The following is a 21,491-nucleotide window of genomic DNA, read 5'->3' as shown; positions in this document are numbered from 1 at the left end:
TGAAAATGCCGTAAAAACATATCAGGCGTATTCCTTTACCGCATTAGCGCAGTATCTAAACATCAACATCTGTGATGGGATGGATAATTGATCAGATCTTTCTGTTGTGCCTGTCCATGATCTTGGCCGGTAGATGATAATTCTGCCGGCCTTGTGTTACTTAACTGCCAATCACGCCGCCATCGTCTTTGGTGATCACCACCGTAGCAGATCGCGGCCGGTTGCTGCCACCGTCTGGCCAATTGCTGGTGAAGTTATCCGCCGCTGAGCGATCGCCGGGGTGCTGGATATTAACAAACATGGTTTTTAAATCCGGCGTCATAATCACGCCGGTGACTTCACATTCCCGCGGGCCAACTAAAAAGCGTTTTACTTCGCGGCTAACTGGATCAGCCGCCAGCATCTGGTTATTACCAAAAGGGCCACTGCTTTGCTGGCTGCCGCTCATATCGGTCTGGATCCATAACACACCGCGCGGGTCGAACCACAAGCCATCCGGGCTGGCATGATGACTATCGGCGTTCAGCACCAGATCTGTACCCGGCGTTGCCGTACCGACATCACCGGCCAGTAAAAAAATATCCCAGTCAAATGCCATAGCCGCGGCATTGTCGCGCTCATGCCAGCGGATAATATGGCCGGTGGCGTTATTCGCCCTTGGGTTGGCTGCATCGGTTTGCTGCTCGGTACGGCTGGTATTATTAGTTAGGGCAAAATAGATTTCGCCCGTGTCAGGATGCACCGCGCCCCACTCGGGTCTGTCCATTTTGGTGGCGCCAGCCACGTCAGCCGCCAGCCGGGTGTTTAGCAACACATCAGCCTGGTCGCTGAAAACCACTCCGGCAGCACTGGCTTTAGCCATAAAGTCTGCATTAGTCACATCCAGGGCTAACCAGTCACCACTGCCATCGTCATTAAAACGGGCAACATATAAGATACCGTCATTGAGTAAATGACCACCTGCGGTATTGTGATAATAAGGTGTATTCGACACATATTTATAAATATATTCGTTACGGGCGTCATCACCGGAATAAGCAACTAAAGGCTGCTCTTCCACCGCATCAGCAAACACTATGCCTTCATGGGCGAACCGGCCTAAAGCAGTGCGCTTTTGCGGCATGCTGTCAGGGTTAAAGGGGTCAATTTCCACAATCCAGCCAAAGGTGTTGGGCTCGTTGCGGTAATCCTCAGTAGCCTCTGCTGCCAGAGTGCTGGCATTAAAGCGCTGATACTGATCTGCGCCCGGGGTGGCGGTTTCCCAGAAATAGCGGCCATTATCAGTACGAACACCATAGCGGCTATGCTCGCGCGGCCGCTGTGCATCGGTGTTCATAAAATAGCCGGCCCAGTTTTCTTCGGCGGTTAAATAGGTACCCCAGGGGGTCACGCCATGGGCGCAGTTATTAATGGTACCGCGGGTGCGGCTGCCGTCCGGGCTGTATTTAGTCAACACCTTGGCATGGCCACGCACCGGGCCGCTTAGCTCCATTGGGGTGTTAGCCGTTATCCGGCGGTTAAACGGGCTGTTATTAACCAGTTGCCACTCGCCAGAGCTTTGGCGCTGCACATGTACAACCGACACCCCATGCCCTGCTATTTCTTTACGAACCTGGTCGGCTGGCCGGGGCAGAACGGGGCCGGCTGTGTGCAACACATTCGGCTCAACATACTCATGGTTCATCACCAGCAAGCCTTCAGTGGAGTTCTCGCCGGCACTTCGCTGGTCAATCGGGAAGAAGTGGATACCATCATGGTTCATGCCAATTTGCATTTCCTGCTCTGCGCCGCTGTTACTGGCATCCGCCAGAAAAGCCGGATAGGTGCCAGTGATCGGGGTACCCCAGGCTAAGAAGGGGCTAACACTGTAGCCCTCAGGCACGGTTACCGTATCCAGCCGGTTGGCGGCAATAGCGGCAAAGCCCATTAATGGCACTGCGGTTACCGGTGGTACTACTGGAGCAGGCTCAGGCTCATTGTCGCTGCTGCAGGCAACAAGTGAGCTGCCAATAATGCTGGCGACGGCCACCCCAACACTGCCTTTCAGAAAACGCCGGCGGGCCATTCGGCCCTCCATAATAGCGGCGAAAGTGGGGTTGGCGGAAAAATTAGTAACAGGGTCGATACCCGAGTTATCAATAGTAAGCTGGCTTACACTGGCATTGGTTTTACTGTCAGTCATTATTATCTCTCCGGATAAATGCGGATTATTAGGCAGCTTTATTAAACCGGCATTACATGGCAATACAGTGACAGAAAAATAGCATTTTTGTGATCCTCTCGCTGATTTGGCTAATCTTGTTACTTACAGGCTACTGGCGCAGCCATGGCTGCCTCTGATATAGTTCTGATAGCGTGCGAAAGCAGCAACTCAGCCAGAACAACAGGGAACTTACTTTATGCAATGGCAAGTACAGACTTTTGCCGATCTGGACACCTTAACACTGTACTCAATGCTGCAGTTGCGGGTGGATGTGTTCGTGGTAGAACAAAATTGTCCTTATCCGGAACTGGATGATAAAGATCTGCATCCGCAAACCCGCCATATTATTTTAAAAAAGGGTGATAAGGTTATTGCCTACTCAAGGGTATTAGCCCCTGACGTCAGTTTTCCAGGCTTTCCGGGCATTGGCCGGGTGTGCGTGTCACAAACCGCTCGCCGTTTGGGGCTGGGGCGGGTATTAATGGATAAAACATTAGCTGTGGCAGAAAGCTATTGGCCCGATATGGATATTCATATTTCAGCCCAGTGCTATTTGCAGCAGTTTTATCAGGAATCGGGCTTTGAAAGTGCCAGCGAGCCTTATCTGGAAGACGATATTCCACATTTAAAAATGATTAAACGGTTGCAGTAATAACAATGCCGCAATAGTCGCGGCATTGTCGGCAACGTAGCGGTTTAAAACCGCACATTTACTCCCAGCCATAAGTTACGCGCTTTATCTTTATTGTTGTAATCATCAATAAAGCTGGCCGAATAGCCATTCTCACCGTTGGTATCAAAAATACAACTTGTGGCGGTTTCACTGCATTCAGTGAAGACAATGTTGTAGCTGGTAAAATCACGATCAAGTAAGTTGTTAATGCGGGCATTAAAGGTAACAGACTCGCTGGCCTGGTATGAGGCACCGAGGTGCAGTACGTTGTAAGCTTTATAATGCAGCGCTTCATCATTAATTAGATCCCAGGCACGGTAGCGTTTGGTACGAATTTCTGACGTCAGGAACACATTAAGTACCTCAGTTGCTTCCCAATTCAAGGTCAGATTAGCCATATGCCGGGCGCTGTTCCCCAATGGCCGCCCCCGATTTACTCCGCTTTTTTGCTCACTGTCGGTATAAGTGTAGTTGGCACGCAGCGCTAAGCTGTCGCTAGCTTGCCAGCGACCAGCCAGCTCTGCCCCCTGGATAGTCACTTTATCAATGTTGACGGTTTTGCTGCTGATAGCATAGCCTAAATTGGCGTACTCCCCGGCACTTGCACATTCGATACCGGTGCCTGTACCGCAGGGCTGCGAAGCAATTTTATCGTCGAAATCGTTTTTAAACAGCGTAGCATTAAAGTTGTGGCCATTTGCGTGCTGCCAGTAAGCAGCAATTTCTGCCGATACACTGGTTTCTGCTTGCAGATCCGGGTTTCCAAACATCGGGGAGGTACCCTGAGCACCAAAGCCAATTACGCCAGGATAAAGCTGGGTGGTTTTTGGCGTTTTAAAACCGGTGCTAACGCCACCTTTGATGGTCCAGCTTGCATTTACGGTGTAAACACCATACAAGCGCGGGCTGAACTGGCTGCCAAATACCTGATGGTCGTCACGACGAATACCGGCGGTTACCGCCAGTGATGCGGTGGCATCCCAGGTATCTTCAGCAAATACCGACCACATATTGTGTTGCTGTATCGCCCCAGGCGTACCACTTTCAATACCAAATACACCGTCTTCCAATTCTCCCCGTATAACCTGTGCGCCCAGCACAGCAATATGCTGGCCAGCCGACGCAAATGGCATATCTAACTTGGCATCCAGCGTAAACTGGTTACTGGCCATAACCCGCTTCTGACGAGGCAAAAAGGTGGCCTCAGCCAGGGCTTTGCGCTCAGTTACAGTTAAGCCAGTGTAGTCAGCCGTGCCATCAAACATTGCCAACAGCAGTTCACGCTCAGCTGTGGTAAAAGGCAGCGTACGACCATGGTTCTGAGTATCAACATAAGCTAGCGAGACAAAACTATTGCCAAAGTTCCATTTGCCTTCATGCGTAACCGACCAGGTATCACGGCTGAATTCCTGAGTTGAACTATACCCTATACGGGGATTTGCGCGGCGCATCCATGTTCCGCCATTAGTAGTACAAGCATTCTGATTGCTACCACTGGCACCTTTGCAGACGTTACCTGCTACCCAGATACTGTCGATATTGTCTACAGTACCCACCGGATACTCTTTAGTACCATCGTCATTAATAACAGGGGAGTTGTCGTACTGTTGTTTGGACGTCTCCAAATCAAACCAAATACTTTGGTTGCGGGCAGGGGTCCAGCTGATGCGCCCCCCTAATACTTTGTTGTTGTTATCGACGGTCTTACCGCCGCTGCCAAACCCCAGAGAGCGCTGGCGGACTTCACCATTGGGATATGGCACCGCTGCATATTGCGGGTTTGAGGCGAGCCGGTTGTACAGGCTGCCACGCACTGCCATGCCCAACACGCCGGGGATTAATGGCCCCATAATACTAAAATCGGTGGTGATATCTTCACCGAAGGCGCTATCTGTTTGGATGGTACGGCTATGACTAACCGAGCCCAGCCAGGTATCTGTGACTTTTTTGGTAATAATATTGATTACCCCGCCCAGCGCATCGGCACCATACAAAGTTGAAGCCGGGCCGCGGATCACTTCAATCCGATCTACCGCCTCTAAGGGTGGAACATGACCAAACTGATTGCCGCCAAAGCTGTTGGGATAAATATCACCATGGTTATTCTGGCGCTTACCGTCTACCAGAATTAACGTATAGTCTGAACCCATGCCCCGCATACTGATACTGCCCTGGCCGGTTTTGTCACGGGTTTCACCAATATCCACGCCCTCCAGATCCCGCACAGCATCCAGTAGCGTAAGGTAAGGTCGCTTCGCCAGATCTTCCCGGGTAATCACCGAAATGCTGGCGGGCGCATCCACCAGTTTTTGTTCAAAACCGGACGCCGTCACCACTATCACTTCCATATTGTAATCTGGCGCGGCGGCAGCATAAGCTGCCGGCAGGTTAAAGGCAGCCGTTATGGCACACCCCAGGGCGGTGGAACGAAATAACATTTTAACTCCTTGTAACAGCGGGACACTGTTGTTAGACCATAAAATGCAATAATGATAATCATTCTCATTGCCATGTCAATGCAATTGATAACTATTATCATTTATAGCTTCACGCCGGCAGCTTTCGTTAAACTTAAATCAAATGAGATTGATTCGTATTATTAACTGTGCTCTAATTGCGCTCATTGAGTTTTGGCTATTACCTAATGCTTATTGGAGTTGTTATGCGGACTATTATCCGGACCAAGTTGTCACCTTTATCGCTGGCTGTTGCCCTGGCCTCGGTATCAGTTGGGGTTGTTGCTCAGCAACAAGACTCTGCAGAGCGCAGTGTAGAGCGTAAAAAAATTATGCCCACGCTGGAAGTTATTCGGGTGGTTGGCAATGGCACGCCGGTATTATTAGAGCAAACCGGTACCGTTGTGGTTATCGACCGCAAGCAAATTGAGCAGATTCAGCCGCTGTCCAACGAAGATATTCTGCGTCGCATTCCGGGTATTAATGTTAAAAGTGAAGAAGAAAGCTCTGTTGTTGCTAACTTTGGCATGCGCGGTTTATCTGCCAGTGAATCAAAATCGTTAGTGCTGGAAGATGGCGTACCGGTTGCACCAGGCCTGTTTGTTGGTAACGACCGCTACTTCAACCCGCGCATTCAGCGGGTTGAACAGATTGAAGTGTTAAAAGGTTCGGCCTCGTTGCGTTATGGCCCGTCAACCATTGGTGGTGTAGTGAACTACCAGACCAAAACCCCGGACGATGGCGTAACAGTGACCGGCCGTGCCGGCTCGTTTAATATGCAGGAAGTGAACGTGGAGGCCGGCGGCAAAAGTGCTTCGGGTGATGCCTTTGCCGGCGTTGTTGCCACCCACGCTACCAGTGATGGTTTTATGGATAAAGGTTATGAAATGAGCGACGTAATGGCCAAAGCCGGTGTCGTGTTCAGTAATAACCAGAAGTTGGGTATTAAAGCCTCACGTCACGAAAACAAAGCCAATATTTCCTACCGTGGTTTGCTGCTGGCTGATTATCTGGCTGGCGCCGATTACAACCCGGCAGCAGATGATTACTATCTGACCGATCGTACCGCCTTTGATATTAATCATGAATGGACCCTCTCCAGCCAGGCTACCTTGCAAACCTTGCTGTACTGGAGCGAAATGAGTCGTGATTACTGGCGTTATAATGTGGATACCCCAGCCTCGAACGCCGCCGGCCGCTGGGTATATACCGATGTGTTAACCGGTAACAACCGTTCATTTGAAAGGCTGGGTCTGGAAACCCGTTTAACCCTGGACCACAGCCTTGCCGGCCTGGTTGTTAACAGCGAATTTGGCCTGCGCTTTATGCAGGAAGAGGCCAATGACACCCGCATTCGGGCTGTGCGCAGCTCAGACCGCACCGGGGTTAACGACCGCCATATTGTCGATTCAGCCAACAGTATTGCCGCTTATGCGCAAAGCCGGCTGGAGCTCAGCGAGCGTTTTGCCGTGACGCCGGGCTTACGGGTTGAAAGTTACGAGCAAAAGCGGGTGGTATTAAGTAGTGAGGGCGCCAGCGCTAAAACCAGCAACACGGAGTTTTTACCCGGCATTGGCGCAACCTTTAATTTAACTGAGTCAGCTCAGCTGTATGGTGGTGTATACCGGGCTTTCTCGCCGGCGTCTAACGGTGTGGCGCTGGACGGTCTGACCGATCAGCAGCTGGACGGTGAGCGTTCTACTAACGTTGAACTGGGTATCCGCGGTAAACAAGGCGCACTAAACTATGAAGTTGCTGCTTTTGCCATGGATTTCAGCAATCAGGTGGTTACCGGCAACAGCGACCCTAACCTGTCACAGTCTAATGCCGGTAAAACTGAACACCGGGGTATGGAATTCCTGCTGGGCTATCAGTTAGGTGCCGGCTTCAGCCTGGACACCAATGCCACCTGGGTGCCAACCTCTGAATTCAAAACCGGTAGTGACCAGGGTAACCGCCTGCCCTATGCGCCAAAAATTGTGGCGAATGTCGCGCTAACGTACCAGCTGGAGCAGCTAACCACAGCACTTAGCGCCCATCACCGTGGCGAGCAATATGGCGATGCTGCCAACACTGCTGATATTCCAGCCAATGCCGCTGGCGGCATCTGGGGTGGTTTAATGCCTTCGTACACGTTGCTGGATTTAACAGCCCAGTATAAGCTGGCAGATAACGTGCGCTTGTTTGGTGCTGTGAAAAACATCACCGATAAACGCTATATTACCGGCTTACGCCAGGGTATTTATGTCGGCCCGGAGCGTTCATTCGAGCTGGGTATCAGCTACAGCTTTTAAGCTAAACCGTCGCTCTGAATAGCCCCTGCCCAGCAGGGGCTTTTTTGTCTCAGCTTGGCGCCGGGCCGTATAACTGCTCAGCACGATTAAATAAAATCCAGCTGGTTAAAATGTACTTATCATTAGATACCGGCGTGCAGCCACGGTGAGTATGGGTAAAGTAGGCCGGAGCTATCACCATACGGCCAGCTTTGGGGCTAATGGCTTTATTCTGATAGAAAAACTCAGTCTGGCCGCCCTCAGCCACGTCGTTCAAATAATACATAAACAATAAAGTGCGGTGCAGCGGCTCATTGTGGGGTAACTGCGGGTACACCTCGCAATGCCAGTAATTATAATTACCCTTGCCTGCCTGATACTTTTGCGCCTGAATCGGCCCTAAACGGTATAAGGTACGCATAAAGTCAACGGCCTTCGGCGCACCAAATTCAGCATAATTTTCATGGGTAATGGCCAGTGGCTGGCCGGTTTGCGGGTGGCTAACTGTCAGGCCAACCGGTGCGATTAACGCAAAATGGTACTTGGCAAAATAGTCAGCGGCATACTTGCTGGTAGCATCGACAATCTGCTGCAGCGCTGCCTGATACTCCGGGTATTGGTTTAGGTATAAGTCAGTGCTGATTTTTTTACTGGTATCAACGCCGGCACCGGTGCGGCCGGCAACCAAATGGGGGCTGTTGTCAAAAAGCGTGATTAGCTGTTGGCAAAAGTCCGGGCTTAACGCATTATCGTACACCTCTATAAAATCTGTCATGAGTATTCCTGGTTATGTTTGTCGACATTATTCAGCCACGCTTTTCCGAAACCGATGCCCTGGGACATATTAATAACACCGTGTTTGCCGTGTGGTTTGAGGGGGCCCGTACTGCGCTGTTTCGTATTTTTACCCCAGAGCTTAATCTGCAACAATGGCCCTTGATCATTGCCAGGGTCACTATCGACTATCATGCCCAAACTCAGTATGGTCAGCCAGTGGAAATTCGCACTTTTATCAGCCGCCTCGGTGGCAGCTCGTTTGATGTGTATCAGCAAGCCTGGCAAAACGGCGTAAAATGCGCCACGGGCACCACGGTAATGGTGCAGTTTGACTATCAGAGCCAAACTGCCACGCCGTTAAGCTCCGACATCCGTGCAGCGTTGCAGCTGCATGCTCTCGGGTAAGTTACTGATTAGCGGCGGCTGCTACCGCCCGCATCACCCGCAGCACATTACCACTCCATAGCGCGCGTATTTCTGCCTCACTGTAACCACGACGCATCAGCTCCCAGGTAACATTAATGGTTTCAGTGGCATCATCCCAGCCCTCAACGCCGCCACCGCCATCAAAATCTGACACTATACCGACATGCTCAATGCCAATATGCTTAACGGCATAATCAATATGATCGACAAACTGGGCCAGGGTAACGTCCTGATGCAACTGCCGCAGCGCTGTTAAACCGTCGGTGTAAGCCTTAACATCGGCTTCACTGGCACCACCCCAGCCTGCAGCCAGATATTGCTGGCGCAAGGCCTCCTGGCCTTTTTGGATCTGGGGGTCGACTGTGGCAACATAGCTACGAAAGGCCACCATCTGGGCCACGCCGCCATTGGTTTTTATCGCCGTTAACTGCTCATCATCCAGGTTGCGCAGGTTCGGGTGCACAGCCGTGACGCCCGAATGCGAGGCAATCACCGGCGCACGCGACAACGCTATAGCTTCGAGCATGGTTTTTTTACCAACATGCGACACATCCACCATAATACCGTTATCATTTAACGCCTTTACCAGAGCCCGGCCCAACTCGGTTAAACCCTGATTGGGGGTGTCACCTTGATCCAGCCGCGGGTTAGAGCTGCCGCCAAACTGATTATGACCCATATGGGTAATGCTGACATAACGCACACCGCGCTCGGCCCACAGCGGGATTTCGGCGACACTCTCACCCAGCGGATAAGCGTTTTCCATGCCGATTAATGCCACCAGTTTACCCGCTGCATGCAAGGCTTCTACTTCATCGGCACTGCGAGCCAGGCCAATTTGATCCGGGTAAGCGCGGGTCATGCGCTTAATCGCCTGATAACTCTCTTCAGCCTGTTGCCGGGCATTGGCAAAGCCTTGCTCTGTTAACCCCCCCTGACCAACATAGACAATAAAAAACGCCGCATCTAAACCGCCGGCGCGCATTTTCGGTAAGTCCACCTGAGCACTGGTAAAGCGGCCCGGGTCCAACTGCTCGGTGGCATAGCCCCGACCAATATCAACATGGGTATCCAGCGTCAGCACCCGCGAATGCAAGGCCCAGGCCTCTTGTTCACTAACCTGTTGAGGTTGGCGCTCAGCCAAAGCTGAACCCATAAGTAATAAACTGCCGGCGGCAAGGGCGCTTAATAAGCGAGGCATAGCTAACTCCTGTTACTGAATGGTTTTTTATGATTTTTTTAGCGGCTTACAGAATATCGTGTTGTAGCGGGCAGTACCAGTTTGATGAGATTAGACGCTGATTGCTAAAGGTAGCTAGGTTTCGTCTTCGGCAAGGTTTAATAACCTTTCGCTGCGCCAGACCCGCACCACACTTATTTGCGAAACTTTTGAAATTTGCACCATATAAACAATACGGAACGGTGGGTAAATAAGTTCGCGAATTTGCTCTTGGCCAAACTCAGGAACCTCCCTACCTGAAAGAGGGTGGTCAGGCAGCAGCTGCATTTTTTGCAAAATCGTACTGACAAACTTCAGACCGACTGCCGGTACCCCCTGGTCAAGATAATAAGCCTTAATGTCTTTAAGATCCTGTAACGCAGAACGCGCAATAACCAACTTCACTTACGCCACACCAAGTATGTTTTTGGCCTCATCCAGTGTCACGCTATTGCCTTCACGAATATCTGCCAACCCTTTAGCAACGGCCTTTACAAACAGCAGCTCATCTACTGCTTTTTCATAGTCTTCAAGACTTTGCACTACGGCAACACCCCGACCTCTGCTGGTTAACAGGATTGGCCTGTGCGTATCATTGGCACGCCCCACCACTTTGCCGGGATTCACTTTCAAATCGGATAAAGGAACAACATCCTCAGAGAATTTGACTGACATTATACCGCCCTCACAGTTAACAGCACTATTAATAGCACCTGTTTAAAGGTGCTGTCAATTTGCATTTAGTCAGTAAGACAGGTTAGCCCGTTGTATACACGCGAATCAGTCGGTGTTCTTGCCCATTTCGCAATAGGAAAACATGGCGCTAACTTAAAGCACTCGGGTAACAAAAACGCGGCAGCGAATGATGCCCCCCCTTTCAACGCCGGCAGTGCCCCACTGGTCTAGTTAACAATGGTAATCCGTAGCATACTGGGTTAGGTTTTAAGCTCATTTTATTTAAAGAGATTTTTATGAAAATCCGTAACCTGTTCTGCCTGAGTCTGGGCCTGCTCTGTAGCAGTGCGCTGGCGTTTGATCGGATTACCGGCGCTGATTTTGCCAGCCGCTCAGAAGTGATAGCGCAGCATGCCATGGCGGCCACCAGCCACCCGCTGGCCACCCAGATTGCGCTGGATATTATGAAACAGGGCGGTAACGCCATCGATGCCGCCATCGCGGCCAATGCGGCGCTGGGCCTGATGGAACCCACCGGTAACGGTATAGGTGGTGATTTGTATGCCATTGTCTGGGACGCCAACACCGCCAAATTGCATGGTTTAAATGGCTCGGGCCGCTCGCCGCTGAGTTTAAGCTATGACATGCTGGCCCATGAACTGGAAAAGCTCGGCCGCACTGATTTACCACCACACGGCATGTTACCAATCAGTGTGCCGGGCGCGATAGATGGCTGGTTTGAATTACATAGCAAATTTGGCAAGTTGAATATGGCCAACATTTTGCAGCCGGCCATCGATTATGCCGAGCAGGGCTTTCCGGTAACCGAACTTATTGCTTATTACTGGCATCGGTCGGTGCCCTTGCTAAGCCCGCAACCCGGTGACTTTGTTGCTACCTTCACCCTGGATGGCAAGGCACCCGCTAAAGGCCAGATTTTTAAAAACCCGGCCTTGGCCAATACCTATAAAGCGCTGGCTAAAGAAGGCCGTGATGCCTTCTATAAAGGTGAAATTGCCGTGCAGATTGACCGCTTTATGCGCGAAAATGGCGGCTACCTGCGCTATGCCGATTTTGCCAACCACCGCTCCAGCTGGGTAGAACCTGCCGGTGTGGAATACAAAGGTTATACCCTGTGGGAACTGCCACCAAATGGCCAGGGCATTGCCGCCTTACAAATGCTGCAAATTCTGAAAAACTTTGATTTAGCCGCCATGGGCTTTAACACGCCAGAGAGTATCCATACCCTGGTAGAGGCCAAAAAACTGGCGTTTGAAGACCGCGCTAAGTTCTATGCCGATGCAGATTTTCATAAAACGCCACTGCAGGGTTTACTTTCAGCAGAATACGGCCGCGAGCGGGCCAAGCTGATTGGTGAACGTGCGGCGCAGCGGGTCGATGCTGGCAATCCGCACCTGTACGAAGGCGACACTATTTACCTGACCACCGCCGATAAAGACGGCAATATGGTGTCATTAATTCAAAGCAACTACCGTGGTATGGGTTCTGGTGTAGTCGTACCCGGCCTGGGCTTTGTATTTCAGGACCGTGGTCAGTTATTTTCCATGGATAAAAAGCACGCCAATGTTTATGAACCAGGTAAACGGCCTTTCAATACCATTATTCCGGCCTTTATTACCAAAGACGGTAAACCGCTGATCAGCTATGGCGTGATGGGTGGCGCCATGCAGCCACAGGGCCATGTGCAAATTCTGGTTAATATGGTGGATTATGGCATGAACCTGCAGGAAGCCGGCGACGCGGCTCGCTGGCAACACCTGGGTAACACCGAGCCAACCGATGGCCAGGAGGCTTACCTAACCAATGGTGGCTATATTGAAGTAGAACGCGGTGTACCTTATGAAACAGTGCGCGAGCTGATGAAAAAGGGCCACAACGTGCGTTACGGCCTGGGTGGCTATGGTGGTTACCAGGCCATAATGAAAGACCATGAAAATGGCACCTGGATTGGCGCCTCTGAAGCACGCAAAGACGGTCAGGCCGCCGGTTACTAATATCAGTAGCAACCCTGCCCGCCGCCAGCTCATCTGGTACAGCACAGGCACCGGGCTACGTCAGTAGTCTGGTGCGCTGTTAGCGGCCAAAAATAGTTAATTAACCAGTAATTTAACTTGCCTTTACAAAACAAGCTGCTTAAAGTGCGCATTCAGGTACACTTTAAATGGAGTAGCAGTAGTGGACGAAACCCCTGATTATGACAATTACAGTCTGGATGACTTATATTCAGCTGCCGATGGCATTAACCGGGAGCAGTACCCGGAGCGCGCCGCGCTGATCCAGCAGCATATTACAACACGCGAAGCCCAACTGCAGGCACTGCGCCAGCAAGCCGCGGCAACAACCCAATTTAGTTCAACAACGGCTGAACCGGAGATCCCCGCCAATCTGGCTAAACGCAGCCACCGTTTCTGGGGGGCGCTGATTGATGGTGTATTACAACTTGTGCTGACGATACCGCTGTTCTGGTATGTTGGGTTGGATGCTTTTGTAGCACCCAGCCTGGGGCTGATTGTCGGTAGCGTGTTATATGGTCTTGCCACCTATTTATTGCTGCACGGTTATTTATTGCACCGTTATGGCCAGACGATAGGCAAAGCCGAATTTGGCATGCGGATTGAACAGTTAAATGGTCAGCAAGCCAGCCTGCAACATGTGCTGTTGCAGCGGCATTTGCCGATGGTTGGCCTGAGTTTCGTGCCATTTATTGGTAACTTGCTGGTCGGCCTGTTAAATCCACTGATGATTTTTGGTAAGCAAAAACGCTGTTTACATGACAGGATCGCCCAAACACAGGTGTGTTATGTGAATGACACTACAAGCGACGCCGATGGCATGAGCGCTTAGATCTCGCCGCCCTCTAGCCGCTGATTGCGGCATCCTGCAATAAGGCTAAATCAACGTCAGCATGCGCGCTGGCCATCGCGGCCAGCGCTTTTGTTAAATCACCATCAAAAGGCTCGCTGGCAATCCGCTGCTGCCGCGCGCCGATCCGCTCGGCGGCTTTTAAATAGCGCATCACTTCTTCCCGGCTGGTCAGCCGTAACCGCGGTACCTGAATGGAGGCGCCGCTGCTGTTTTTGGCTATCATGGTGAAATACGACGAGTTGCAGTGCTTTACCTCACCGGTCTGAATATTTTGCGCATCGACCCGGATGCCAACCATCATCGAGCTATTGCCAACGTAATTTACCGAGGCTTTTAGCGTCACCAGTTCGCCCACTTCTATCGGATTTAAAAAATCGACCCTATCGACCGAGGCAGTGACACAATAGCTGCCACTGAATTTAGAACCACAGGCAAAGGCAATCTGATCCATTAGTGACAACAAATAGCCACCATGAATTTTACCGCTGAAATTTGAATGTGACGGCAGCATCAGCTGCGATAGCGTGATCTCAGAGCAGCCGACCGTTTTCCACTGGTGATCCATAACAAGCCTCTTTTTAACAGTAGCGCCAGGTAACGACAGCTATACTAAGCAGTCTAGTCAAGGCCTTAGCTGCGGTAAAGCAACCTAATTCAGTTGTGCAGATTCTGGCTTATCCTGCACCAATACCCAGGGCGAAATCACCACGGCCCATAGCTCGGTGTTATTATCAAACCACTGCTGCGCCTGCTGCTCGGTGGTGCGCCCGACGCTACCTGCCGCCAGCCAGTCGGCCACCTGCACTTTGTTATCGGCACTGAAGGCAAAAGCAACCTCCACTAAATCAAGTCCGGCGCTGACACTGATTACAGAGCCTGCGGCATAAAATTTCTGTAGTTGCGGCCAGCTTATCCGGGCAGTTTCACTAATAATTTTGGCTTTAATCAGCTCGGGATCCGCTGCATCCGCAGCCAGCTGAGCATCCGGTGGCGTTATCGCACTCATGGCCGTCTCCTTGGTTAAAACGGCAAGTGTAAAACAGCCCGCCGGCTTACTCCAGCTCTTCGTCTGCTGCTGCCACCTGGGCAGCGCTTAGCTCATGTTTTTTTAACAATTTATAAAAATCGGTACGGTTACGCCCGGCCAGCTCCGCTGCCCGGGTGACATTGCCTTCAGTCATTTTAAGTACCCTGACTAAATACTGGCGTTCAAACTGATCGCGCGCATCAGTCAGCGTCGGCCAGTAACTGGCATTTTGCGACAGCGCTTGCTCTACCAGGGCCTGGCCAATCACCGGGCTGTGGGTAAGGGCGACGCATTGCTCTATCACGTTCACCAATTGGCGCACATTGCCGGGCCATTTGGCGGTAGCCAGGGTTTGCAGCGCGTCGTCAGCAAAACGGGTAACCTTCACATTATGGCGCTCGGCGCTCAGTGCCAGCACATGCCGCGCCAGCAACGGAATATCTTCCGGCCGTTGTTCCAGGCCTGGCAGCTGCAAGTTCACCACATTTAAGCGATAGTATAAATCTTCCCGGAAGCTGCCATCCGCCATCGCTTGTTGTAAGTCGCGGTGGGTAGCCGACAGTACCCGCACATTAATTGGCATACTTTTGCTGCTGCCTACCGGCCGGATTTGCCGCTCCTGCAAAGCCCGCAACAATTTAACCTGCAGTGCCACCGGCATATCTCCGATTTCGTCTAAAAACAGCGTACCGCCATCGGCTTCCCGAAACAAACCACCATGCTCGCTCACCGCGCCGGTAAAAGCGCCCTTGCTGTGGCCAAACAACTCTGATTCCAGCAAATGCTCTGGCAGGGCGCCACAGTTAATGGCCACAAAATGCTTATCGGCCCGTGGGCTGGCCTTATGAATGGCTTTGGCCAGTAATTCTTTACCGGTACCGCTGGCGCCGGTAATTAACACGCTAACGTCACGCTGAGCTACCCGGTATGCCTGTTCCAGCAGCGCTGCCATTAACGGGCTACGGCTGACAATTTCATCCCGCCAGTCGGCTTGTTCGGGCACCGACTGGTGCACGGCCTGCTGTAAAATATCCCGCAGCTCAGCGTTATTCAGTGGCTTGGTTAGAAAACCAAATACCCCACGCTGGGTGGCGGCTACCGCTTCCGGAATAGAGCCATGGGCTGTCATTAATACCACCGGCAGCCCCTGATAGCGCTTGGCGATTTCATCAAACAGGCTCATGCCATCCAGCCCGGGCATCCGCAAGTCGCTTAGCACCACATCAAAACTTTGCTTACCCAGAATAGTAAGCGCAGTTTCAGCGCAATCAGCACTGACCACCTGATAGCCCTCACCTTCGAGACGCAGCGTTAGCAAACGCAGCAGGCTGGGGTCGTCATCCACCAGTAATAAACGCGGTTTAGCGTTGGCCATTATTACCCTCGTTAATACTCTGATTTAACTGCGCTTCTATTTGCGTTAATGCATCAATTTTTTTTTGTAAGTCTTTGTTGGTTTTTTGCAGCCGGTCAATATTGTCATGCTGCTGCGCATTAAGCCGGGTAAGCGCGCTGACGGCCGACTCGGTTTCCAGCAGTTTCTGGTTAAAAGTTAAATCCCAGCTGATAAGCGCTGCCAGGCCAGGTGGCAGCTCGGCAATTTGTTCAGCCAGCTGCATTTGCACCCTTAGCCTGGTTAAATAGGGCGTATCCGGATGTAATTGCAAAATAATCCGCTGCAGCATTTGTACCGGGTCCGGCTCAGCTAATTCTGTCAGCGACTCGCGCCATAATGCCCGGTTATCTAATAAACTGGCCCGATACTTTACCCAGGCCTGCAAGGTTGCCGGGTCGTCACTCAGGCTCAGCGGCACCTCCTCAGGCAGTGGCAGGCTTTCTTCAGCCGACGCAGTGTCCTCAGCTGGCACAAACTCAGGTTCAGGTTGCGACGCGGGCCCCTGCTGGCTTAGCAGCTGACAGCCAGACAGCGTAAAAAGCAGCAATATCAGTAATACTCTCATGTTACTTTTCCTCTAACAGCGGTAAACGCACTCTGATGCAGACATCAGCGTAAACCACATCAACAATATCGGCATGTCCACCCAGTAACCTGGCACAATCTGCCACAATAGATAAGCCTAAACCTGAGCCCTGCACTGCGTCGAACCTTGGGGTGGTGCCACGCTGAAAGGGTTCAAATAATTTTTCACGCAGCGCCGTCGGAATAGGTGCGCCATTATTAGCCACATCCAGCACCAGCATGGCGTCTTGCTGATACAGCTTCACCCACACCGGGCTGCTTTCAGCACCATAGGCCTGGGCATTATTGATCAGATTATCCAAAATGCGCCGGAACAAGGTTTCATCGGTATAAATACTGCTTAGCTGGCAGTCCAGCTTTATCTGTTGCTGGCGCTGTTGCAGTGATAGCGCATGATCTGCAAAGCAGGCCTGCAGCAGTTGCTGTGGTATCTGGCGGCTTAACTCCGGCTTGGCTTGCTGCAACAAGCGGTTGTAATCCAGCAATTGCTCAGTGAGCTGGCTCAGCCGGTCGGCACTGCCGTTTAACAGCATCACCACTTCCAGTTGTTTTGGGTTCAGAGGCCCCAGCAATTGCTCAGTTAACAAGGCACAGCCTTCGCGAATGCTCGATAATGGGGTTTTTAATTCATGCGAGGCATGGCGCAGCAAAATAAGCCGTAGTGCTTCGAGCTGTTGCAAACGTGAGCTGAGCCAGCGTAATTGTTCGCCCAGTTCTGACAGCTCGCGCGGCCCCTCCAGTTTGCCATCAGGAAACTGTTGCTGCTGGCCAATGGCCCGGATCATTTTATCCAGTTTCTTTACCGGCGCGGCCACCCGGCCCGACGCCCACAGCACCAGCAACAGCGTTAACAGCACCAGCGCGACAGTTTGCCAGGCCTGGCGTTGCTGTGCATCCTGTACCAACTTTTGCTGGTTCAGTAAACGTTGCTCCAGCAAATCCCAGATCTGCTGACTGATATGTTGCTGGCGCATCCGGATTTGTTGCAACAGCTGCTCTAACGGCGTGCCGGTTAACTGAGCAAACTGCGCGGCCAATTGCTGTAAATCGGCCTGCTGTTGTATGCATTCGCTAAGTTTGGGCAAATCATGGCAAAGCTGTGCCAGGCTGAGCTGTTGGTTACTGATATGGCTTTGCGCCACCCTGGCCAGCGCGTCGGTTTTTACCACCGTATACTGGCGCACCGCCCGTTCAATATCGACCACCAGGTTTTGCATGTTTTCAGCCCGGCGCACGCTAATCACGGCGCTCTCTGCCTCACTGGTCGCAAAGCGGCTTAAGCCCGACAGCGCTTTGTGGCTTTGCCACATCAATACGCCAACAGGGATCATCGCCAGTAAAAAACTCAGAATAACTAATTGCCGTAACGAGGCGGTTTGCAAGGGAAAACGCATAGACAGTTAAACTCAGAAAAAGTTAGCCTTAGCATAACCTGTTTAACTAAAAAAAACAGGCCAGTAAGGAGGACTGGCCTGAACAAGCATTCAGCAAGGAGCTGAACTCATGGGAATCGGGAGGCGCTTACTGCGCCTTGGGGGCATAAGCCGGGGTGTAACTTGCTGCAGGTAGTTGTTGCAAGCGGCCAGTATCACCAGTAATGGCGTGCTGTTGCTCCCAGGCCTGAACACTGGGGTTATTTAAATCAACGCGACGTAACATTGTTACCACTAGCATCATATTGGCAACCAGGAACATCGTGATAAATACTAAGAACAAATCCATAACACACCTCCGGTAATTACCTTAGATGTATCAAGTGTTGTGCCAACTTTTAAATAACATGCAATATCAATAAGTTATGTAATTTTCATTCTTAAAAGCCACGTTGAAACACCAATAGTGTCTGCAATTGGCGACACTATTTTCCACCAAAAAAACATGTTGTTATAAATCAACAGTTTGAACTGTATGCGTTTTGCGACAAATTTATTAAGCCACTGTTTTAATTAAATAAATCCATACTGCTTCGCTACCCGATCGAAATAATCCAGGCACGTTTTGGCATACTGGCGCTTTTCAACATAGCTGCCTGGGAAAAAACTCTTTTTAAAGCCGTAGGCCACCATGTCTTTCAAGCGCTTCAGCGGAATATCAAAGTTATCCAGTGCCAGCTGGTATTCATTGCACACCGTAGTATTAGACACCAGCCGGTTGTCGGTACAGATCACGGTGGCCATCCGGTTATCCAGCATGGCTTTAAACTGATGCTGACGAATATCGGTAAGCTGTGGATTAGTTTGCAGGTTACTGGTCAGGCACACTTCTATCGCAATACGCTTGTCGGCGATATAGCTGGCCAACTTACGAATGTAAGCCGCCTTGTCGGTAATATCCGGGCTGTGGATCATGTCAGGGATAAACATCGAATAGCCATGGCCAATGCGGTCGGCATAACATTCAGTAATGGCTTCAAATACACTTTCTGCGCCGTAAGCTTCACCGGCGTGTAAGGTTTTCAGCATAAAATGCTGATGGGCATACTCGTACACTTCTTTAAACTTGCTGGCGGGGTAACCCGACTCCTGGCCTGCCAAATCCAGGCCCACGATGGGCATGGCGCATTCATCGCGCAACCGCACACTGGCACGCACCAGCTCCATCGCCGCCAGTTTAATCACGTCCATTGGCGCAAAGTCGCGCATCAACTGGAACAAGTTGGTGTAGTACGGCGAAAAGCCCTTGTCGCCAAACATCCGCATAGCACAGTTAATAATGCCGTAACCAAAAGGTGGCTTATTGCCACTTAGTACCACTTCAGTGCGGTTATATTCGTCCTGCGCCCGTTTCAGGCCGTTATTTACCGCATGCATTATCTGGTCGAAATCAATGCCGCGGCTTAAATCAATCAGCAGCTGCGGCGCAAAGCGCACTTCAATGTAATTTACCCCCTCAGCCTGATTATCAAGCGCCAGCTCGTAAGCGGCCTGCTCTAAATTTTCCGGGTCACGCAATACCGCACAGGTATACTGGAAACAATGCAGATACTCGCCCAGGTTCTGATACTTATCTTTAAATACCAGCTGCTTTAAACCGTCAACACTTTGTGAGGGCAATGTGGTGTGGGTGCGTTTGGCCATCTCAATCAGGCTGCTAAGGCGCAGGCTGCCGTCTAAATGCAGGTGCAAATCAGATTTTGGCATCGCTTTAATAAAATCAGCAGAATAACGTGGCATAACGGCTCCTTTTTTAAGTCTGCACATAGTGTATCGCAGTTTGTCAGCCTTGGTTAAATGATGTTTACATCGCACCAGCAGACCCGCGGCGGTCTGTAATGGGCTGACATCCAGGTGTTTGCAAAGAACAGTTAGATCATCTACTCTGCAACTCTGTATAGTTAATATTCAGCGTTGTACGTTGCACCACAAAAAACGAAGTTTGCTCTTAAAACAATAAGTTCAAGGATATATTCATGATGAATAAATTTCTAACCGCTAGCATCGCAAGTTCGGTTTTAATTTTCGGCACTTTTACTTTTGGTGCAGGCCAGGCAACTGCAGGACTCTACAGTTCAGACCAAGTGATAGCTGATCAACAGCATCAGTACAATAAACAGCAAGTATTGTCTTTTGTCGATGAAGCAGCGGTACAACATAAACTGATTGAACTGGGTGTCAGCCCAGCCGACGCCAAATTACGTATCGCCAGCATGACCAATGCTGAGCTGGACGCCTTTAACAACCAGCTTAACGAGATGCCTGCAGGTGGTATTGTCGGCACTATAGTCACCGTACTGGTGGTTGTAGCAGTGCTCGACCTGATGGGTGTTACCAACGTTTATCCTTTTATCCGGCCTATCGGTTCTTAGTTCTTGATGCACAAACGTCAACAGACCAGCCAGTTTGCTGGTCTGTTAGCTTTTATGCTGCTGGTGCTGACCGCCTGTCAGACCCCCCCTCAAACCAAACAGTTACTGGCAGCGCCGCCTGATATTGCCCGGCAGCATTTTATTGCCCGGGTGCCGTTTTATCCGCAACAAGAATTTTTTTGCGGCCCAACCACCCTGGCGGAAGTCGCCGGTTTTCACGGCCTGGCCAAAAGCCCGGATGATATAGCGCCGGCTACCTTTACCCCTGGCTTGGATGGCACACTGCAAATTGAAATGGCGGCGGCAACCCGGCAGCTTGGTTTGGTGGCCTACACCCAGCATCGCGCCAGTATCAACCAGCTATTAAGCCTGGTGGCCGATGATATTCCGGTTATTGTACTGCAGAATAACTCCATTGGCTGGCTGCCACAGTGGCATTACGCAGTGGTGGTAGGCTATGACATTAACCGCAAAGAAGTGATTTTACATACCGGGGTAACCGAAGCGCATCGTCTTAATTTTTCTACCTTCGAGCGCACCTGGCAGCGCGCTAACTACTGGCTGTTAGCCATGTTGCCAAGCGATACAAGCAGTGCGCAGCTTGACCCTTTTATTTACACAAAAGCCTGCCAGGATTTAATCAATACCCAGCAGCCAGCTGCCGGCATTGCCGCCTTAATCACTGCAACTAAACAATGGCCAGACTACTGGCTACCCTACTTTTTACTGGGCAATCAGCATTTTTCCACCGAGCCGTTAGTGGCAGCCAGCTGGTTTGCCAAAGGCTTGCCCTATGCTCAGCAACAAGTACCCTATCTGCACAACTATGCCATGCTGTTGAGCGGGCTGGGTTGTCATAATAAAGCGATTGAGTTAATTACTACCGCACGGCAGCTAGCGCCGGAAGATAGTAAGTTGTTAAATAGTAAGCAGCAAATTGACGCAGCCAGGCAGGTGGCAGAAGAAGGTACGCCATGTCAGCTCAGGCATGCTGTTGAGTTAACATCCGTCTGACCCTTGCTAAAACCTGCTGTCTGCGATAACCCTACCGTTATTACCGCACCGGCACAGCTTCCAGTAACTTTATGAT

General features: G+C 51.0%; 20 protein-coding genes. 7 read left to right on the top strand and 13 right to left on the bottom strand.

The window, feature by feature from the left end; translation table 11 throughout:
* Positions 1-160 precede the first annotated feature (160 nt).
* The gene (locus tag WG68_RS18515) at positions 161-2,182 is read right to left on the bottom strand and encodes a PhoX family protein (RefSeq protein WP_046559221.1); all 2,022 of its coding nucleotides are present in this window, start codon (positions 2,180-2,182) and stop codon (positions 161-163) included.
* 217 nt (positions 2,183-2,399) lie between these two features.
* Here WG68_RS18515 and WG68_RS18510 point away from each other — a divergent pair, with 217 nt between their 5' ends.
* Positions 2,400-2,855: a GNAT family N-acetyltransferase gene (locus tag WG68_RS18510; RefSeq protein ID WP_046559220.1), complete on the top strand. Its 456-nt coding sequence runs from the start codon at positions 2,400-2,402 to the stop codon at positions 2,853-2,855.
* Between the two features lie 44 nt (positions 2,856-2,899).
* Here the strand turns inward: WG68_RS18510 and WG68_RS18505 are convergent, their stop codons facing one another.
* The gene (locus WG68_RS18505) at positions 2,900-5,314 is read right to left on the bottom strand and encodes a TonB-dependent receptor domain-containing protein (RefSeq protein ID WP_083981983.1); all 2,415 of its coding nucleotides are present in this window, start codon (positions 5,312-5,314) and stop codon (positions 2,900-2,902) included.
* A gap of 224 nt (positions 5,315-5,538) precedes the next feature.
* Between WG68_RS18505 and WG68_RS18500 the strand changes: the two genes are divergently transcribed.
* Positions 5,539-7,626, top strand: coding sequence for a TonB-dependent receptor family protein (locus tag WG68_RS18500; RefSeq protein WP_200897634.1), 2,088 nt, complete (start codon positions 5,539-5,541; stop codon positions 7,624-7,626).
* 49 nt (positions 7,627-7,675) lie between these two features.
* On the opposite strand, the gene WG68_RS18495 is transcribed toward WG68_RS18500, so the two are convergent.
* The gene (locus WG68_RS18495) at positions 7,676-8,380 is read right to left on the bottom strand and encodes a 2OG-Fe(II) oxygenase (RefSeq protein WP_046559218.1); all 705 of its coding nucleotides are present in this window, start codon (positions 8,378-8,380) and stop codon (positions 7,676-7,678) included.
* A 14-nt stretch (positions 8,381-8,394) separates the two neighbouring features.
* Between WG68_RS18495 and WG68_RS18490 the strand changes: the two genes are divergently transcribed.
* On the top strand, positions 8,395-8,787 hold the full coding sequence (locus tag WG68_RS18490; RefSeq protein ID WP_046559217.1) for an acyl-CoA thioesterase: 393 nt from the start codon (positions 8,395-8,397) through the stop codon (positions 8,785-8,787).
* A 1-nt stretch (position 8,788) separates the two neighbouring features.
* Here WG68_RS18490 and WG68_RS18485 read toward each other — a convergent pair whose 3' ends face one another.
* The 3 genes from WG68_RS18485 to WG68_RS18475 form a co-directional block, all read right to left on the bottom strand.
* Positions 8,789-10,009 carry a dipeptidase gene (locus WG68_RS18485; protein WP_046559216.1) on the bottom strand — a complete coding sequence of 407 codons (1,221 nt, stop codon included), beginning with the start codon at positions 10,007-10,009 and terminating at the stop codon, positions 8,789-8,791.
* A 114-nt stretch (positions 10,010-10,123) separates the two neighbouring features.
* Positions 10,124-10,432 carry a type II toxin-antitoxin system RelE/ParE family toxin gene (locus WG68_RS18480; RefSeq protein ID WP_046559215.1) on the bottom strand — a complete coding sequence of 103 codons (309 nt, stop codon included), beginning with the start codon at positions 10,430-10,432 and terminating at the stop codon, positions 10,124-10,126.
* Positions 10,433-10,702 (bottom strand): type II toxin-antitoxin system Phd/YefM family antitoxin, encoded by a 270-nt coding sequence (locus WG68_RS18475; protein WP_046559214.1) that lies wholly within the window; start codon positions 10,700-10,702, stop codon positions 10,433-10,435.
* A gap of 296 nt (positions 10,703-10,998) precedes the next feature.
* Here WG68_RS18475 and ggt point away from each other — a divergent pair, with 296 nt between their 5' ends.
* Positions 10,999-12,717, top strand: coding sequence for a gamma-glutamyltransferase (gene ggt, locus WG68_RS18470; RefSeq protein WP_046559213.1), 1,719 nt, complete (start codon positions 10,999-11,001; stop codon positions 12,715-12,717).
* Between the two features lie 181 nt (positions 12,718-12,898).
* Entirely contained in the window at positions 12,899-13,567 is a 669-nt protein-coding gene (locus WG68_RS18465) for an RDD family protein (protein WP_046559212.1), read from the top strand.
* A 13-nt stretch (positions 13,568-13,580) separates the two neighbouring features.
* Here the strand turns inward: WG68_RS18465 and WG68_RS18460 are convergent, their stop codons facing one another.
* The 7 genes from WG68_RS18460 to WG68_RS18430 all read right to left on the bottom strand — a co-directional run bounded on the left by WG68_RS18460 (position 13,581) and on the right by WG68_RS18430 (position 19,769).
* Positions 13,581-14,153 carry an acyl-CoA thioesterase gene (locus tag WG68_RS18460; protein WP_046559211.1) on the bottom strand — a complete coding sequence of 191 codons (573 nt, stop codon included), beginning with the start codon at positions 14,151-14,153 and terminating at the stop codon, positions 13,581-13,583.
* A gap of 84 nt (positions 14,154-14,237) precedes the next feature.
* On the bottom strand, positions 14,238-14,594 hold the full coding sequence (locus WG68_RS18455; RefSeq protein WP_046559210.1) for a DUF2288 domain-containing protein: 357 nt from the start codon (positions 14,592-14,594) through the stop codon (positions 14,238-14,240).
* 46 nt (positions 14,595-14,640) lie between these two features.
* Positions 14,641-15,990, bottom strand: coding sequence for a sigma 54-interacting transcriptional regulator (locus WG68_RS18450; protein WP_046559209.1), 1,350 nt, complete (start codon positions 15,988-15,990; stop codon positions 14,641-14,643).
* Positions 15,977-16,576: a hypothetical protein gene (locus WG68_RS18445; protein ID WP_046559208.1), complete on the bottom strand. Its 600-nt coding sequence runs from the start codon at positions 16,574-16,576 to the stop codon at positions 15,977-15,979. The genes WG68_RS18450 and WG68_RS18445 overlap by 14 nt, the downstream gene beginning before the upstream one ends.
* Before the next feature lies 1 nt (position 16,577).
* Positions 16,578-17,990 carry a sensor histidine kinase gene (locus WG68_RS18440; RefSeq protein WP_046559207.1) on the bottom strand — a complete coding sequence of 471 codons (1,413 nt, stop codon included), beginning with the start codon at positions 17,988-17,990 and terminating at the stop codon, positions 16,578-16,580.
* 127 nt (positions 17,991-18,117) lie between these two features.
* Positions 18,118-18,318 carry a hypothetical protein gene (locus tag WG68_RS19710; protein ID WP_046559206.1) on the bottom strand — a complete coding sequence of 67 codons (201 nt, stop codon included), beginning with the start codon at positions 18,316-18,318 and terminating at the stop codon, positions 18,118-18,120.
* A gap of 224 nt (positions 18,319-18,542) precedes the next feature.
* Positions 18,543-19,769, bottom strand: a complete 1,227-nt coding sequence (locus tag WG68_RS18430; RefSeq protein ID WP_046559205.1) for an adenosine deaminase family protein — start codon at positions 19,767-19,769, stop codon at positions 18,543-18,545.
* 236 nt (positions 19,770-20,005) lie between these two features.
* Between WG68_RS18430 and WG68_RS18425 the strand changes: the two genes are divergently transcribed.
* Complete coding sequence (locus tag WG68_RS18425; protein WP_235357794.1) at positions 20,006-20,401, top strand: PA2779 family protein; 396 nt, start codon at positions 20,006-20,008, stop codon at positions 20,399-20,401.
* A gap of 6 nt (positions 20,402-20,407) precedes the next feature.
* Positions 20,408-21,415, top strand: a complete 1,008-nt coding sequence (locus tag WG68_RS18420; RefSeq protein WP_046559204.1) for a PA2778 family cysteine peptidase — start codon at positions 20,408-20,410, stop codon at positions 21,413-21,415.
* The last annotated feature ends 76 nt before the right edge of the window (positions 21,416-21,491 follow it).

It is taken from the genome of Arsukibacterium ikkense, assembly GCF_000987775.1.
Taxonomy (GTDB): Bacteria; Pseudomonadota; Gammaproteobacteria; order Enterobacterales; family Alteromonadaceae; genus Alishewanella; species Alishewanella ikkense.
The sequence above is the reverse complement of the archived record's forward strand: the minus strand, read 5'-3'. Positions and strand labels throughout refer to the sequence as shown.